14 protein-coding genes are annotated in these 14,623 nt (G+C 71.0%); 7 read left to right on the forward strand and 7 right to left on the reverse strand.

The features are described from left to right. Positions 1–16: 16 nt before the first annotated feature. Entirely contained in the window at positions 17–1,345 is a 1,329-nt protein-coding gene (locus tag ACRAKF_RS15445; RefSeq protein ID WP_447037725.1) for a nicotinate phosphoribosyltransferase, read from the forward strand. Positions 1,346–1,411: 66 nt separating this feature from the next. Further along, positions 1,412–1,996 (forward strand): isochorismatase family protein, encoded by a 585-nt coding sequence (locus ACRAKF_RS15450; protein WP_447037727.1) that lies wholly within the window; start codon positions 1,412–1,414, stop codon positions 1,994–1,996. Between the two features lie 54 nt (positions 1,997–2,050). On the opposite strand, the gene ACRAKF_RS15455 is transcribed toward ACRAKF_RS15450, so the two are convergent. Together ACRAKF_RS15455 and ACRAKF_RS15460 are read right to left on the reverse strand one after the other, a co-directional pair. Further along, positions 2,051–2,380, reverse strand: a complete 330-nt coding sequence (locus tag ACRAKF_RS15455; protein ID WP_447037728.1) for a hypothetical protein — start codon at positions 2,378–2,380, stop codon at positions 2,051–2,053. A gap of 147 nt (positions 2,381–2,527) precedes the next feature. Beyond that, positions 2,528–4,900, reverse strand: a complete 2,373-nt coding sequence (locus ACRAKF_RS15460; RefSeq protein WP_447041992.1) for an immune inhibitor A domain-containing protein — start codon at positions 4,898–4,900, stop codon at positions 2,528–2,530. Between the two features lie 536 nt (positions 4,901–5,436). On the opposite strand from ACRAKF_RS15460, the gene ACRAKF_RS15465 reads away from it, so the two are divergent. Beyond that, positions 5,437–5,718: a hypothetical protein gene (locus tag ACRAKF_RS15465; protein WP_447037729.1), complete on the forward strand. Its 282-nt coding sequence runs from the start codon at positions 5,437–5,439 to the stop codon at positions 5,716–5,718. Positions 5,719–5,760: 42 nt separating this feature from the next. On the opposite strand, the gene ACRAKF_RS15470 is transcribed toward ACRAKF_RS15465, so the two are convergent. After that, the gene (locus tag ACRAKF_RS15470; protein WP_447037730.1) at positions 5,761–6,447 is read right to left on the reverse strand and encodes an RDD family protein; all 687 of its coding nucleotides are present in this window, start codon (positions 6,445–6,447) and stop codon (positions 5,761–5,763) included. A gap of 97 nt (positions 6,448–6,544) precedes the next feature. Continuing rightward, positions 6,545–8,020 carry an RDD family protein gene (locus tag ACRAKF_RS15475; protein ID WP_447037731.1) on the reverse strand — a complete coding sequence of 492 codons (1,476 nt, stop codon included), beginning with the start codon at positions 8,018–8,020 and terminating at the stop codon, positions 6,545–6,547. Between the two features lie 268 nt (positions 8,021–8,288). Between ACRAKF_RS15475 and ACRAKF_RS15480 the strand changes: the two genes are divergently transcribed. Further along, complete coding sequence (locus tag ACRAKF_RS15480) at positions 8,289–8,768, forward strand: SsgA family sporulation/cell division regulator (protein ID WP_447037732.1); 480 nt, start codon at positions 8,289–8,291, stop codon at positions 8,766–8,768. Between the two features lie 57 nt (positions 8,769–8,825). Here the strand turns inward: ACRAKF_RS15480 and ACRAKF_RS15485 are convergent, their stop codons facing one another. Then, on the reverse strand, positions 8,826–10,196 hold the full coding sequence (locus ACRAKF_RS15485) for an FAD-binding oxidoreductase (protein ID WP_447037733.1): 1,371 nt from the start codon (positions 10,194–10,196) through the stop codon (positions 8,826–8,828). Between the two features lie 97 nt (positions 10,197–10,293). On the opposite strand from ACRAKF_RS15485, the gene ACRAKF_RS15490 reads away from it, so the two are divergent. Continuing rightward, a complete protein-coding gene (locus ACRAKF_RS15490; RefSeq protein ID WP_447037734.1) occupies positions 10,294–11,745 on the forward strand; it encodes a tetratricopeptide repeat protein in 1,452 nt (483 codons plus the stop codon). 19 nt (positions 11,746–11,764) lie between these two features. Here the strand turns inward: ACRAKF_RS15490 and ACRAKF_RS15495 are convergent, their stop codons facing one another. Further along, positions 11,765–12,196, reverse strand: coding sequence for a MarR family winged helix-turn-helix transcriptional regulator (locus tag ACRAKF_RS15495; RefSeq protein ID WP_447037735.1), 432 nt, complete (start codon positions 12,194–12,196; stop codon positions 11,765–11,767). A 100-nt stretch (positions 12,197–12,296) separates the two neighbouring features. Between ACRAKF_RS15495 and ACRAKF_RS15500 the strand changes: the two genes are divergently transcribed. Beyond that, positions 12,297–12,857, forward strand: a complete 561-nt coding sequence (locus tag ACRAKF_RS15500) for a quercetin 2,3-dioxygenase (protein WP_447037736.1) — start codon at positions 12,297–12,299, stop codon at positions 12,855–12,857. Here the strand turns inward: ACRAKF_RS15500 and hppD are convergent, their stop codons facing one another. Beyond that, positions 12,858–14,006 carry a 4-hydroxyphenylpyruvate dioxygenase gene (gene hppD / locus ACRAKF_RS15505; protein WP_447037737.1) on the reverse strand — a complete coding sequence of 383 codons (1,149 nt, stop codon included), beginning with the start codon at positions 14,004–14,006 and terminating at the stop codon, positions 12,858–12,860. Between the two features lie 121 nt (positions 14,007–14,127). Between hppD and ACRAKF_RS15510 the strand changes: the two genes are divergently transcribed. Continuing rightward, positions 14,128–14,598, forward strand: a complete 471-nt coding sequence (locus tag ACRAKF_RS15510; RefSeq protein ID WP_355816871.1) for an Lrp/AsnC family transcriptional regulator — start codon at positions 14,128–14,130, stop codon at positions 14,596–14,598. The last annotated feature ends 25 nt before the right edge of the window (positions 14,599–14,623 follow it).

Consider the following 14,623-nt stretch of genomic DNA (forward strand, 5'->3'; position numbering starts at 1 on the left):
GGGTAGCATCCTTCACATGAACACAGCGGACCTTGGGCTGCCGGTGGATGTTCCGTCGACGGCGCTCTTCACGGACCAGTACGAGCTGACGATGCTGCAAGCGGCGCTGAAGGCCGGTACGGGCGACCGGCGCTCCGTCTTCGAGGTCTTCAGCCGCAGACTCCCCGAGGGACGCCGCTACGGCGTGGTGGCCGGAACGGGCCGGGTGCTCGACGCCGTCGAGAACTTCCGCTTCGACCCCGCCGTGCTCGGCTTCCTGCGCGAGCGCGGCATCGTCGACGAGGCGACGCTCGCATGGCTCTCCGGCTACCGCTTCACGGGCGACATCTGGGGCTACCCCGAGGGCGAGGTCTACTTCCCGGGCTCGCCGATCCTGCGGGTCGAGGGGTCCTTCGCGGAGTGCGTGCTCCTGGAGACCGTGATCCTCTCCATCCTCAACCACGACTCGGCGATCGCTGCCGCGGCCTCGCGGATGTCCTCGGCCGCCGGGGACCGCCCGCTGATCGAGATGGGCGCCCGCCGCACCCACGAGCTGGCCGCCGTGGCCGCCTCCCGCGCCGCCTACGTCGGCGGCTTCGCGACCACCTCCGACCTGGCCGCCGGGTTCCGCTACGGCATCCCGACCGTCGGCACCAGCGCCCACGCCTTCACCCTGCTGCACGACAACGAACGGGACGCCTTCCGGGCCCAGGTCGACTCGCTGGGCCGCGGCACGACCCTGCTCGTGGACACCTACGACGTGACCGAGGCCGTCCGGATGGCCGTCGAGGTCGCCGGGCCCGAGCTCGGCGCCGTGCGCATCGACTCCGGGGACCTGCTCCTCGTCGCCCACCGGGTGCGCCAGCAGCTCGACGACCTCGGGGCGACCGAGACGAAGATCGTCGTGACGTCCGACCTCGACGAGTACGCCATCGCCTCGCTCGCGGCGGCGCCCGTGGACGCGTACGGCGTGGGCACGCAGCTCGTCACGGGCTCCGGGCACCCCACCGCCTCGATGGTCTACAAGCTGGTGGCCCGCGCCCACTCGGCCGACCCCCGGGCCCCGCTCGAACCCGTGGCGAAGAAGTCGCTGGGCGCCAAGAGCTCCATGGGCGGCCGGAAGTGGGCCGCGCGGCGCAACGACGCGTACGGGGTCGCCGAGGCCGAGGTGCTCGGCACCGGAGCCGTGCCGGCCGAGCTCGCCGACCACCAGCTCCTCGTCGAGCTGGTCAAGGGCGGTGAGGTCATCGCCCGTGAGCCGCTGGACGCCGTCCGCGACCGGCACGCCGCCGCGCGCGGCAGGCTGCCCCTCTCGGCGACGCAGCTCTCGCGGGGCGAGGCGGTCATCCCCACCGAGTACGTCTGAGCCCCTCTTCCCGCGGGGCACCCGCAGTCTCTACGCTCGTAGTCACTCCACCGATGGGAATCCGCCATGCGCCGCGCACTGATCGTCGTAGACGTACAGAACGACTTCTGTGAAGGCGGCAGCCTCGCGGTGGCCGGTGGGTCCGACGTGGCCGCCGCCGTCACCGAGCTGATCGGCCAGGCCCCGGCCTGCTACCGGCACGTGGTGGCGACGCGGGACCACCACATCGACCCCGGGGCGCACTTCTCGGACAACCCGGACTACGTCGACTCCTGGCCGCCGCACTGCGTGGCGGGGACGGAGGGCGTCGGCTTCCACCCGAACTTCGCTCCCGCCGTCGCCTCCGGCGCCATCGACGCCGTCTTCGACAAGGGCGCGTACTCCGCCGCCTACAGCGGGTTCGAGGGGGTCGACGAGAACGGGGTCTTTCTGGCGGAGTGGCTGCGGACCAGGGAGATCACCGAGGTGGACGTGGTGGGCGTCGCCACGGACCACTGCGTGCGCGCCACCGCCGTGGACGCGGCCAGGGAAGGGTTCAGGACGACCGTCCTGCTTGACCTGACCGCGGGGGTCGCCGCGGCGACCACGGAAGCGGCCTTGGCGGAGCTTCGGTCCGCCGGGGTAGAGCTGACCGGGAAGCCGGTCGTCTGACCGCCTCGGGGCTCCGCCCCGGACCCCGCTCCTCAAACGCCGGAGGGGCTGATTTTATACCCCCGTCGGGCTGCCCAGGCCCTGCCGTCTCTTCAGCGCCCGCACCGGATGCCACAGCTCCCGTACGTCGTCCGGCGCCGTCCGCCATATCAGGCCGTCCGGGTGGTGCAGGACCGCCGTGACCTCGTCCGGCGTGGGGGGCTCGGCGTTGCCCCGGAGGTAGACCGCTCGCAGGCCCAGGTTGCGGACCCTGGTCAGGGCCCTTGCGCGGTTGACGGCGTGGACGATCACCCGGACCGCGCCGCCGCGCGGCGCCGGGCCCGGCAGGGTCAGCGCCACCACCACGCTGCCGTTCGGCAGCTTGCAGAAACCTCCTGCGGACATGCTTCGTCACACCCCGGTGAGACATCGTGCGGGAGCCCCTGCCGGGCCCCGCGTCAATAAGAGAACCACACGACGCACCTAAACACGATCGGCCGCCGCCCGCTAGAGGGCGACGGCCGATCATGGTCTGACCTGCGGAAACGCTACTTACTTCTTGGAGGGGCCCACCTGGACCGTGATCGTCGAGCCGTCCTTGGGCTGCTCGATGATCTTGATCTGAGTGTTGGTGTCAGTGACCTTGACACTTCCCGTGGGGTTCTCCTTGTACCAGTAGGTGCCCTTGTGGTCGTCGAAGACCGAGACACCCTTGCGCTTGAGCAGCTTCAGCGGCACGTCCGCGTTGTGGAGCGTGAACGAGTCGGTGCTGTACTTGCTGAACGGCGCGTCGTACGGCTGGATCTTGTTGCGGAGGAGCGTGCCGTCCTTCCACTTCATCGGCTTGGCGTGGGCGTCCACCGGAAGGATCAGACCCTGGCCCGGGTGGGCGCTGGTGTTGTTGTCCTTCTGCGAGGTGTCCCACTGCCAGACCATCAGGCCGGTCTGGTACGGGTAGTGCTCGACCCAGTCCGGACGGGACTTGGAGAAGCCGAAGTTGTACGGGCCGACCTCAAGGGTCTTGTCGTACGAGACGTACTGGCGGTTCTCGGCCAGGTAGTACTGGTCGTACTTCTTGGTGAAGGACTCGCCGATGCGCGAGAAGCCCTTCGCCGTCCAGCCGTTGTCGTCGCCCTCGGCGCCGTCCTCGAAGAGCTTCGTGCCGTCCGCGGTGACCGCGAGGGCGTCGGCCGTGAAGCCCTTGCCGCCCGCGCCGCCGTCCGTGGAGTAGCGGAAGCGGACGTCGATCTTCTTGCCCGCGTAGGCGTCGAGCGGGAAGACCAGCTTCTTGTACGCGCCCGAGGCACCGGTCAGCGCGGGCTTGTCACCGGCGTCGCGGGTGATCGGCTTGCCGTCGGCGGTGCCGTCCACCGGCGTCCAGTTGGCGCCGTTGTCCGTCGAGACCTCGGTGTAGAGGTAGTCGTAGTTGGCCTCGATGTCCCACCAGCCCTGGAGCGACAGATCGGCCTTGGCCTTGCCGGTCAGGTCGACGGAGCGCGTCAGGGTGTTCTTGAGGTCGTCGCCCTGGTCGCTCCACCACTGCTTGGAGCCCTCGGCGGGCTTGGTGACCGTGGTGGTGACGGCCTTCTTGGGCAGGTCGACGACGAGCGCCTGACGGTGGCGCGTGTTGTACGCCGAGACGCCCAGCTTGTGCTCGGACTCCGTCGCGGCCTTCGCCTTGGCGTAGTCGAGCCAGCCCAGCTGGAACTTGTCCCAGGCGGTCATGTCGCCCGGCATGTCACCGATGGCGTCCTTGCCGGTGCCGAGCCAGGAACCGGCCGACATCAGCGACCAGAAGCCGACCGAGTTCTCGCCCTTGCCCGAGGTGTCGTACAGGTCGGGCAGACCGAGGTCGTGGCCGTACTCGTGGGCGAAGACGCCGAGGCCGCCGTTCTCCGGCTGCATGGTGTAGTCGCCGACCCAGATGCCGGAGTCACCGATCTGGGTGCCGCCGGCCTTGTTCTTGCCGGGGCCGGTGCTGCCCGCGTCGTTGCCGTAGGCGTACCAGCGGTGCGCCCACAGGGCGTTCTCGCCCTCGGCGCCGCCGCCGGCCGACTCGTCCTCGCCCGCGTGCACGACCTGGAAGTGGTCGATGTAGCCGTCGGACTCGTTGAAGTCGCCGTCGTTGTCGAAGTCGTAGCGGTCCCAGAGGTCGTACTTGGCCAGGTCGGCCTTGATCTGCGCGTCCGTACGGCCACGGGCCTTCTGATCCTTGACCCAGGCGGTCACGCCGTCCTTGACCGCGTCCCAGACGTTCGGGCAGTTGGTGTCGCCGCAGTAGTTCGAGCCGTAACGGGCCTCGTTGTAGTCGACCTTGACCCAGTCGGAGACCTCGCCGTCGACCGAGTAACGGCCGGACGAGGTCTTCTCGTAGTAGGTCTTCAGCGAGTGCTTGGCCTTGCCCTTGCTGTCCTTGCCCTCGCCGAAGTACAGGTCCTGGAAGTGCTTCTTGTTGTAGTCCTTCTGCCAGGCCGTGCTGTTGTCCTTCTCGCGGTCCGGCTTGGCTATCTTGTTGTGCAGCGGGCCGGGCTTGCCGCCGTACTTCTTGACCGGCGCCTGGGGGCCCTCGGGGCCGTCCGGGTCGTACATGGTCGTGTCGTCGACCTTGTCCCCGAACTCCACCAGGATCGTGAAGATCTTGTCGGTCTTCTCGCGGCCGAGCTCGACGTACTTCTTGTCGTCGAGCTTGACGACCTGCGAGCCGCCCCGCTTCTGGACCTTGGCGTCGCCCTCGACGACCTGCTGGAGGGCCGCCTTGCGCTGCTGGGCCTGCTGCTTGCTGAACGGGCCTTCGAGGTCGTGGTCGACCTCGGCCTTGGCCCGCGACGGGTCCTGCCGGTCGATGGCCGGCGCCCCGCCCGGGGATCCGTCCCCGGCCGAGGCCGAGGCCGTGGCCGCCGAGTACGTGGCGGCGGCAGCGGCCATCGCCACGGCCACCGCCGTGGCTCTGAACGTCCGTGTTCTGGCTGTCACTTGATTCGGTTCCTCCCCACGCGCCCGCGCGAATGGCGGACCGTGATTCCGGTCGGAGGAGGTCCGCGCGCGATGTACGCGTCACAAGTGACGACATTCGACCGGAAGTACGGGAGAAAAGACAGACCTTGACTTGTGCAGGCCAAGTGCACTATGCAGGCCCGCACATCCGGTATCCGGACAGGCCATGCCCTGTTCAGGCAAGGTCAACGGGCGCGTCCACTGTCCACCTGATGGACGTCATGAACCCGTGCGCCCCCCATGCTCCGGCACCGTGGGTTAGGTCACGCTTACCGCCCGTTCCTGTCGGGCATGGAGCGTCATAGAGTCAATCGACGGTGCGCTACAGCGCTCGGCGGCACATCCCAAGTCGCCACCGTCGGGCCCCCTTTGATTCGTATACAGCCGTACACACATCCGCATCCGCTCCCCTGGTCAAAAGCCTGGGGGGATTCCTGCCGAGGACGGATCACGTCATGCCTCGTCCCATGCCACGTCCGACCACCGCACAGATCGCCTACGGTTCGCTGACCGTCATCTTCTCCACCCTCGCCATGCTGCTGCTCTCCCGGACCGCGTCGGGCGTCGGTGTCGCGGTGATAGCCGTGGCCGCGCTCGGCCTCGGCCTGCTGGTGGCGGTGACGGTTCCGCAGCCCGGTCCGGCGGCGCCCGCCGCGCGCGCCGTGCCCGGGGTCTCCCCCGCCGAGCGGCGCGTGCCCGCCCAGCACGCCGTCCTCGCCGAATCCGTACGCGAACCGGCGGGCCCGTAGTCCACGGACCCGCCGGCCGGGAGTGCCACCGCCGAAGCGGACCTACGTGCTGACCACCACCGTCTTCGCGGCCTTGTCGTGCAGGCCCTGTTTGTAGGGCTTGTCGAAGAAGCTCCAGCCGCCGCAGATCGCCGTCCAGACGCAGGCACAGCAGAAGGCGAACGGCAGCCAGAGGACCGCCGCCCTGGCCAGCGCGGTCTGCATGCTCGGGGTCGCGCCGTCGTTGAGGTTCGCGACGCGCATCCCGAGCAGCTTCTTGCCGAGCGTCTGCCCGGTCTTGGCGGTCATATAAGTGTCGTACGCGATGTAGAGCACGGCGGCCAGCAGCGACTGGCCGAACGAGCGACCCGTGTTCACGCTGTCCGGGTCGATGTCGTACTCGGACGTGCCGAACGCCCAGGACAGCAGGCCGACGACGATGCCCACCAGAATCATGTCGAGGATGCGGGCGAGCACACGCTTTCCGCTGTCGGCCAGGGGCGGCATTCCGGCGAGGGGATCCTGACCGCCGTAGCCGCCCGGCCCTCCGCCGTAGGGCCCACCGCCGCCCGCACCCGGGGGCATCCCTCCGTAAGGCGCGCCGCCGCCCGGTGGAGGGGTGTCGTACGGGGAGCCGCCGCCGGAGGGTGGCGGAGTGTCATAGGGAGAGCCGCCGCCGGGCGGTGGCTGTTTCCTGAACGGGTCGCTGTCGTCGTCCGGTGGCGGGTACCGCGGCGGTTCGGTGCTCATGGCCCGAGTCGACCGCTTCGCTCCCTACTCCGCATCCGGCGAGCGGCTGACCGGGTTAGAACCTGTGCCATAACCCCGGTCGGGCGCGCCGTCCGGGTCATCCCGCCACGAACGTTCCTGCCGCCTTGTCGTGCCAGCACTGCCGCCACGGGCGGTCGAAGAGGCACCACAGGACGCCCACGACGCCGATGACCAGAACGCCGGGCACGCTGTACACCAGCCAGCGCCGGAGCGCCGCCCCGAACGTCGGCACCTCTAGCTCCTCGATGTCCCGCACCTCGATGCCGCACACCTTCTTGCCCAGGGTGCGGCCCCACTTGGCGGTGGGCAGCGCCTCGTACACCACGCCGAAGAGCAGCAGGACGGCGAGGACGATGCCGAGGTAGCCCGCGGTGGTGCCGTCGAGCAGCCAGACCGTGGTCTTCTCCCCCGAGAGCTTCGCCGCGTCGATCTTGCCGTCGACGTGGTCCACCGCCTCGGCGCCGAGCGGCAGCGCCGCCGCTCCGGTGACCGCGGCGAGGACGACGGTGTCGATGAGCCGCGCCGCGAAGCGCCTGCCGAGCCCGGCGGGCCTGGCCGACGCCTGGGCCCGCGCCGCCGCGAGGAACGGGTCCTCGGTCACGGGCTTCCACGGCAGGACCGGCTGCGCCTCGCCCGGTGCGGCCGCCGGCCCCGACGCGGCGAGCTGGTGCACCTGCTGCGCCCAGGAGGCCGATCCGCCGCCGGGCCCCGAGGTGACGGGCGCCGGCGCACCGCCCTGCTGGGGGACGTGCGGCTGCGGGGTGACGGGGGGCGGCTGCGGGGCCGACGCCTGGGGCGGTACGGGGGCCCGCGGTGCCTCCGCCCGCGGGATCTCCGCCCGCGCGCCCGGCTGCGCGTCCGGTTGCGCGCCCGGCTGTGCCGAGCCCGGGCGGAGGGCGCGGATCGCCATGGTGCCCTCGGTGCCCGGCGAGGGGGCGGGCGTGGGCCCGGCGGCCGGCCGCACCGGTCCCGAGGGGCGGCGGAACGTCACTGTGCCTTCGCCGGTGGGCGGCGTCGGGGCGCCGGGCGCCGCGTCGCCCGGCTTCACGGCACGGATGGTGACGGTCCCGGGGTTGCTCTCGTCCTCGCGCGGCTTCGGTTCCTGGCGCGGCTCCGGCTCCGCGGCGGGCGCGGGTTCGCTCGGCACGCGCGGGTCGGCCTGTCCCTGGGCGCCCCACGCGAGGCGGGGCTCCTGCTCGGCGCCGAGGCCCGCCTGCCGGGTGGCGTCGGCCTGCCAGGCGGACGCGGGCTCGGGCCGCGCGCCGTGCCGGCCGGCCTCGGTGCCGGCCCGAGGGGGCGGGTCCTGCCGGCCGGGGGCCACCGCGGGGTCCTCGTCGAAGAAGTGCGGTCCCGTCTCCTCGACGGGGGGCGCCACCGTGGCCGCCGCGCCGGGCGGGGCCGGCAGGGGTTCACCGTCGGACGGCGCGGGACGGCTCGTACCGGGCACCCAGGCGGCACCGTTCCAGTACCGGACATATCCGGGAATGGATGGGTCGGGGTAGTAGCCTTCGCGGGGCCTGTCGTCGCCTGGGGCCGGAGTTGGGGCGCTCATGTCCGTCGTCCCGTATCTGCTCGGGGGTCTGTTGAGGGGTCCACATCTATCAGACCCCGCTGTCCCCACGGGCGCCTCCCGCCCTACGGACCGCTTTCCGGACACGCTCCCCACACAACCCCCGCGAGCCCCGCGCCCGCCAACCCGTCGCCTTCTCGGGCTCGTTCGGAGAAATTTCCCCGAACCCGCGTAACGCTTCGGCGATTCCGCGCTCTCCACTCTTACGGGTCCGCCCGAGGACCCCGTACCGGGAAGGAAGCGCACCGACATGCACTCCGTGGTGGAACGCGAACTCGAACTCAAACTGGTCGTGTCGCCGGAACGGGCCATGCCCGTCCCGGCCCGGCTCGCCTACCGCACCGACGATCCCTACGCCGTCCACATCACCTTCCACATCGGCTCCGAGCGCCCCGTGCACTGGACGTTCGCCCGTGAGCTGCTCATCGAGGGGGTGTTCAGGCCGTGCGGCCACGGTGACGTGCGGGTCTGGCCGACGAAGGCGGACGGCCGCGGTGTCGTCATGATGGCGCTGAGCTCGCCGGACGGCGACGCCCTCCTGGAGGCTCCGGCGGCCCCGGTGGCCGCCTGGCTGGAGCGCACCCTGCGGGTGGTCCCTCCCGACTCCGAGGGCGAGCGGCTCTGCATCGACGACGGCCTCGCCGAGCTGCTCGCACCTACCTCGGGCCGCTACGACGAGATGTGGCCGCGGGACCCGTGGCCCTCGGACGAGTCCGCGGACGGCGAGTGAGCCCCGCCGCCGCGGGGGCGGCGGGGACGGCCGGGACGCCTGCTCCGGAGGAGGGGCTCAGAACAACTTGCCGGGGTTGAGGAGCGAGTGGGGATCGAAGGCCGCCTTGACGGCGCGCTGCATCTCCACTCCCACCGGGCCGATCTCGCGCGCCAGCCACTCCTTCTTCAGCACCCCGACGCCGTGCTCGCCGGTGATGGTGCCGCCGAGTTCCAGGCCGAGGGCCATGATCTCGTCGAAGGACTCCCGTGCGCGCCTGCCCTCGTCGGGGTCGGCCGCGTCGAAGCAGACGGTGGGGTGGGTGTTGCCGTCCCCCGCGTGCGCGCAGACCCCTATGGTCAGGCCGTACTTCTCGCCGATGCGTTCGACGCCGTCGAGCATCTCGGCGAGCTTCGAGCGCGGCACGCACACGTCGTCGATCATCGTGGTGCCCTTGACGGCTTCGAGTGCCGTGAGCGAGAGCCGCCGCGCCTGGAGCAGCATCTCCGACTCGGCGGCGTCCTCCGCGGGGACCACCTGGGTGGCGCCCGCGGCCTCGCAGAGCGCGCCGACGGCGGCGAGGTCGGCCGTGGGGTCGGGGGTGTCGAAGGCGGCGAGCAGGAGCGCCTCGGTGGTCTCGGGCAGGCCCATGCCGGCCAGGGCGTTCACGGCCTTGACGGTCGTGCGGTCCATGAGTTCGAGCAGGGAGGGCACGTGGCCGCCCTCCATGATCTTGCAGACCGCGTCGCAGGCGGCCTTGGCCGAGCCGAACTCCGCCGCGAGGACGAGCTGCCGCGGCGGCTGCGGCTTCAGCGCGAGGACCGCGCGGACGACGATGCCGAGGCTGCCCTCGGAGCCGACGAAGAGGCGCGTGAGGTCGTAGCCCGCGACGCCCTTGGCGGTACGCCGTCCGGTGCTCATGAGCCGCCCGTCGGCGAGGACGACGTCGAGCCCGAGGACGTACTCGGCCGTGACGCCGTACTTGACGCAGCACAGGCCGCCGGAGGCGGTGCCGATGTTCCCGCCGATGGTGCACGTCTCCCAGCTTGAGGGGTCCGGCGGGTAAGAGAGGCCGTGCTCGCCGACCGCGCGGGAGAGCGTGGCGTTGACGACGCCGGGCTCGACGACCGCGATGCGGTCGACGGGGCTGATCTCCAGGATGCGGTCCATCTTGACGAGGGACAGCACGATGCAGCCCTCGGAGGCGTTGGCCGCGCCGGACAGGCCGGTGCGGGCGCCCTGCGGCACGACGGGGACGCGCAGCTCGGTGGCGGTGCGCATGACGTGCTGCACCTGTTCGACAGTGCGCGGCAGCACCACGGCGGCGGGCACGCCCGCCTCGCAGAAGCTCGCCATGTCGTGGGAGTACGCGGACGTGACGTCCGGGTCCGTGAGGACCGCCTCGGCGGGCAGGCCCTCCTGGAGGAGTTCGATGAGGGTGCGGCTCATGATCACAGCCTCGCACTCGGGGCCATCGGTGTGAACCCGTGTGCGACGCCGATCCGCCTGCCGGAATGTGCTCTTCGTATTGACGCACAGTGACGTCATGAAGCTCTCGATGAAGCATGTGCTCGTGGCCTCCGTCGCGGGGAGTCTCGTGCTCGGCGGCGTCCTGGTGCTCTCGTGGCCCGACGGCGGCGATCCGGCCCGGCCCGCGCTCGGCCCCTCGGGGCGCGCGATGGAGGCCGTGGGGGCGGGCAGCCCCGCCGCGCTGCGGGATCTGGCGGCGCTGATCCGGGAGCGCGAGACGCATCTGCGGGCGCATCCCGGCGATGTGCACTCGTGGGCGGTGCTCGGCTCGGCCTATGTGGCGCGGGGTGAGCGGACCGCTGACTTCCGGTACTACCCGAAGGCCGAGAAGGCGCTGCGGACCTCGCTGGAGTCGGGCCCCAAGAAGAACCCGGAGGCGCTGACGGGCCTCGCCACGCTCGCCAACGTCCGGCACGACTTCCGTACCGCGCGTGACTTCGGCGAGCGGGCGGCGCGGCAGGCGCCGAAGCGGTGGACGGTGTACCCGGCGCTGATCGACGCCTACAGCGGGCTCGGCGACGTCAAGGCCGCCGACAAGGCCCTGGACAAGCTGAAGGCCCTGGGTCCGCGCTCCGCCGTCAAGGTGCGCGCCGGGTGGTTCTACCGCGACCGCGGCTGGCGCGAGGACGCGAACTCCGCCCTCTCCTCGGCCGCGGCGCTCGCCGGCACCCCCGCGGAGCGGGCGGCGGCCTCGTTCCGCGTCGGGCAGATGGCGTGGGAGCGGGGCGAGCCGCGCGTGGCCCTGCGGCACTACGAGGCCGCGCTCGACGCCGACGCGGACCACCACCCCTCGCTCGCGGGCAAGGGCCGCGCGCTCGCGGCGCTCGGCCGTACCTCACAGGCGCTGCACGCCTACCGCTCGGCGCTGACCAGGCAGCCGCTGCCCGAGTACGCCCTGGAGCTCGGCGAGCTGTACGAGTCGCTGGAGCTGCGGGGTGCGGCGCGGGCGCAGTACTCCATGCTGCGGGAGCGGGTGCGGCAGGTGAGCGCGGGCGGCGTCAACGAGCAGCGCGTGCTGGGCCTCTACGAGGCGGACCACGGGGACGCGGAGATCGCGGTGCAGCGGCTCACGGCGGAGTACGCGGTGCACCGCAACCCGGAGACGGCGGACGCGCTCGGCTGGGCGCTGCACCGCTCCGGGGACAGCGAGGCGGGTCTGAAGTACGTCACCAAGGCGATCAAGAAGGGCCCGCGCAGCGCCCTCTTCGCCTACCACCGGGGCGAGATCGAGCGGCAGCTCGGCGAGTCCGGGGCGGCGCGCCGCCACCTGCGCGAGGCGCTGCTGATCAACCCCCACTTCTCGCCGCTGGCCGCGCCCGCCGCGAAGGCGGCCCTGAAGCGCCTCGGCGAGCCGTCGACGGGCGGGCCCGACCAGGTCTACGCCCCGCCCGGCGAGAAGCCCGACCCCATGCCGAAGCCGAAGCCCAAGCCGTCGAAGCGCCGGGCGGCTTCGGACGACTCCGCCTGACTCGGGCTCTCGGCTCGGTTCAGGGGGCGGGCGGGCCCCACGGGGCTTCGAGTGCCGCGCGCAGGGTGTCGGCGAGGTCCTTGCCGATGCGTTCGGCGAGCGTGTCCTCCATCCGGTCCAGGACGGCGTGGGCCGTGCGGTGCGCGCGCTCGCCGTCCGCGGTGCGCCTGATGAGCCGCTGCCTGGCGGACGCGGGGTCGGGGACCTGCTCCAGGAGCCCGGCGGCGACGAGGCCGTGCACGGCCTGGTGCGCGGTCTGCCGGGTGACGCCCATGCGGCGCGCCAGCTCGGAGACGGTGGTGCCCTCGTCGTCGAGCACGGCGAAGAGCTGCACCTGCGTGGGCGACACGGGGGCCGAGCCGTCGGCCTCCATGGCGGCGAGCAGGCCTTCGTCGAACCAGCGGCGCGCGTCGCCGAGAAGCTGGGGGAGGTTGTGGCGGGTGGCCGGCATGTTTCCTCACTGACTGCTGCGCCGACAGTTGCCCGATCGGCCTCATGAATGTCAGGCTACCTGACGTTCCTCCCTGACGTCCGCCGATCCAGGAGCAGCGATGACCATCGAGTACGCCACCCGCTACCGCACCACCTCCCGCATCCCCGCGGAACCCGGAAAGCCCTACTTCATCGAGAAGGGCGAGGGCGACCGCGCCCATCTGTTCGGCGACCTGATCACCGTCTACGCGGGCGGCGAGCAGACCGAGAACACCTTCAACTTCTTCACCGTCGAGGGCCCCAAGGGCGACCTCATCCCCGCCCACGTGCACGCCGACACGCACGAGGTCTTCTACGTCACCCAGGGCGCGGTCCGGCTCTTCGTCGAGGACACCGAGGGCGTACAGCAGGAGAAGCTGCTCACCCCCGGCGACTTCGGCTTCGTACCGAAGAACTGCCGCCACGCCTACCGCATGGAGCGCCACCACAGCCAGGTCGTCGGCGTCGCCGCGGGTCCCGGCGGCACCTTCGAGCGGTTCTTCGAGAACCTCGGCGCCCCCGCGGAGCAGCACGGCCTGCCGCACCGGCCGCTCGTCCCGGAGCCCGCCAAGTTCCGCAGCGTCCCCGAGCAGTACGACGTGAGCTTCCTCCCCGACCACCAGTGGCGCACCCGGGGGTGACTACAGGTTGCCGCGGCGCTCCTGCTCCCGCTCGATCGCTTCGAAGAGCGCCTTGAAGTTGCCCTTGCCGAAGCCCATCGAGCCGTGCCGCTCGATCATCTCGAAGAAGACGGTCGGGCGGTCCTGGACCGGCTTGGTGAAGATCTGGAGCAGGTACCCGTCCTCGTCGCGGTCGACGAGGATCTTCAGCTCGCGCAGCGTCTCGACGGGCACGCGGGTCTCACCGGCCCACTCGCCGAGCGTGTCGTAGTACGAGTCGGGGGTGTCGAGGAACTGGACACCGGCCGCGCGCATCGTGCGCACGGACTCCACGATGTCGTTCGTGGCGAGCGCGATGTGCTGTACGCCGGCGCCGCCGTAGAACTCCAGGTACTCGTCGATCTGCGACTTCTTCTTGGCGATGGCCGGCTCATTGATGGGGAACTTCACCTTGAGGGTGCCGTCCGCGACCACCTTCGACATCAGCGCGCTGTACTCGGTCGCGATGTCGTCGCCCACGAACTCCTTCATGTTCGTGAAGCCCATGACCTTGTTGTAGAAGGCGACCCACTCGTTCATCCTGCCGAGCTCGACGTTGCCGACGCAGTGGTCGATCGCCTGGAAGGTCCGCTTGGCCGGCGGCTCGACGATCGGCTTCGCGGAGACGAAACCGGGCAGGTATGGACCGTCGTAGTCGGTGCGCTGCACCAGCGTGTGCCGGGTCTTGCCGTACGTGGCGATGGCGGCGAGCACGACCGTGCCGTTGTCGTCCTTCACCTCGTACGGCTCGGTGATGCCGCGCGCGCCGTGCTCGACGGCGTAGGCGTACGCGGCGCGGGCGTCCGGCACCTCGATGGCGAGGTCGATGACGCCGTCGCCGTGCTCGGCCACGTGGGAGGCGAGGAAGTGACCCCAGTCGCTGGAGGGCTTGATGACGGAGGTGAGGACGAAACGGGCGCCGCCGTTCGCGAGCACGTAACTGGCCGTCTCGCGGCTGCCGTTCTCCGGTCCGGAGTAGGCGACGAGCTTCATGCCGAAGGCCGTGGAGTAGTAGTGCGCGGCCTGCTTGGCGTTGCCCACGGCGAAGACGACCGCGTCCATTCCCTTGACCGGGAAGGGATCGGCCTCGCGCGCGGTCACGGGGGTGGTGTGAGTGGTTGTCTCAGTCATGGCCCGAGACTCCCGCCGATTTACAAGGTGCGCAATAGTTTGAGTTTTCAGTGGTCAAACTGCTCAGTGACGGACCAGGATGGCCGGGCTATCTGTACATGATGACCACCCCGGAGGCCGCATGGCGATCGATCATCTGGACGGCAGGCTCATCGTGCTCCTCGCGCGAGAGCCCCGGATCGGGGTCCTGGAGGCCTCGCGCAGGCTCGGCGTCGCGCGCGGCACGGTGCAGGCGCGCATGGACCGCCTTCAGTCCAATGGAGTCATCCGGGGCTTCGGCCCCGAGGTCGACCCCGCGGCGCTCGGCTACCCGGTCACGGCCTTCGCGACGCTGGAGATCAAACAAGGCCAGGGGGCGGATGTGCGCGCCCATTTGGCGGGCGTCGCCGAGGTCCTCGAACTGCACACCATCACCGGCCACGGCGACATGCTCTGCCGTCTCGTGGCCCGTTCGAACGCCGATCTCCAACGTGTGATCGACCGGGTCGTGGGTTTTGATGGCATCGTCCGGGCCTCCACCGCGATCGTCATGGAGAACCCCGTTCCGCTGCGGATCATCCCGCTGGTGGAGCAGGCGTCCGAAGACCCCTGAGTCCCCTCCGGAAGAACGAGGTGAG

The organism is Streptomyces sp. DSM 118878, from assembly GCF_052936595.1.

Excerpts from the sequence above, each read along its gene's own strand:
- ACRAKF_RS15450 (WP_447037727.1), top strand. The coding sequence starts at position 1,412 with ATGCGCCGCGCACTGATCGTCGTAGACGTACAGAACGACTTCTGTGAA.
- ACRAKF_RS15460 (WP_447041992.1), bottom strand. The coding sequence starts at position 4,900 with ATGGCCGCTGCCGCCGCCACGTACTCGGCGGCCACGGCCTCGGCCTCG.
- ACRAKF_RS15455 (WP_447037728.1), bottom strand. The coding sequence starts at position 2,380 with ATGTCCGCAGGAGGTTTCTGCAAGCTGCCGAACGGCAGCGTGGTGGTG.
- ACRAKF_RS15490 (WP_447037734.1), top strand. The coding sequence starts at position 10,294 with ATGAAGCTCTCGATGAAGCATGTGCTCGTGGCCTCCGTCGCGGGGAGT.
- ACRAKF_RS15470 (WP_447037730.1), bottom strand. The coding sequence starts at position 6,447 with ATGAGCACCGAACCGCCGCGGTACCCGCCACCGGACGACGACAGCGAC.
- hppD (WP_447037737.1), bottom strand. The coding sequence starts at position 14,006 with ATGACTGAGACAACCACTCACACCACCCCCGTGACCGCGCGCGAGGCC.
- ACRAKF_RS15500 (WP_447037736.1), top strand. The coding sequence starts at position 12,297 with ATGACCATCGAGTACGCCACCCGCTACCGCACCACCTCCCGCATCCCC.
- ACRAKF_RS15465 (WP_447037729.1), top strand. The coding sequence starts at position 5,437 with ATGCCACGTCCGACCACCGCACAGATCGCCTACGGTTCGCTGACCGTC.
- ACRAKF_RS15480 (WP_447037732.1), top strand. The coding sequence starts at position 8,289 with ATGCACTCCGTGGTGGAACGCGAACTCGAACTCAAACTGGTCGTGTCG.
- ACRAKF_RS15475 (WP_447037731.1), bottom strand. The coding sequence starts at position 8,020 with ATGAGCGCCCCAACTCCGGCCCCAGGCGACGACAGGCCCCGCGAAGGC.
- ACRAKF_RS15485 (WP_447037733.1), bottom strand. The coding sequence starts at position 10,196 with ATGAGCCGCACCCTCATCGAACTCCTCCAGGAGGGCCTGCCCGCCGAG.
- ACRAKF_RS15510 (WP_355816871.1), top strand. The coding sequence starts at position 14,128 with ATGGCGATCGATCATCTGGACGGCAGGCTCATCGTGCTCCTCGCGCGA.
- ACRAKF_RS15445 (WP_447037725.1), top strand. The coding sequence starts at position 17 with ATGAACACAGCGGACCTTGGGCTGCCGGTGGATGTTCCGTCGACGGCG.
- ACRAKF_RS15495 (WP_447037735.1), bottom strand. The coding sequence starts at position 12,196 with ATGCCGGCCACCCGCCACAACCTCCCCCAGCTTCTCGGCGACGCGCGC.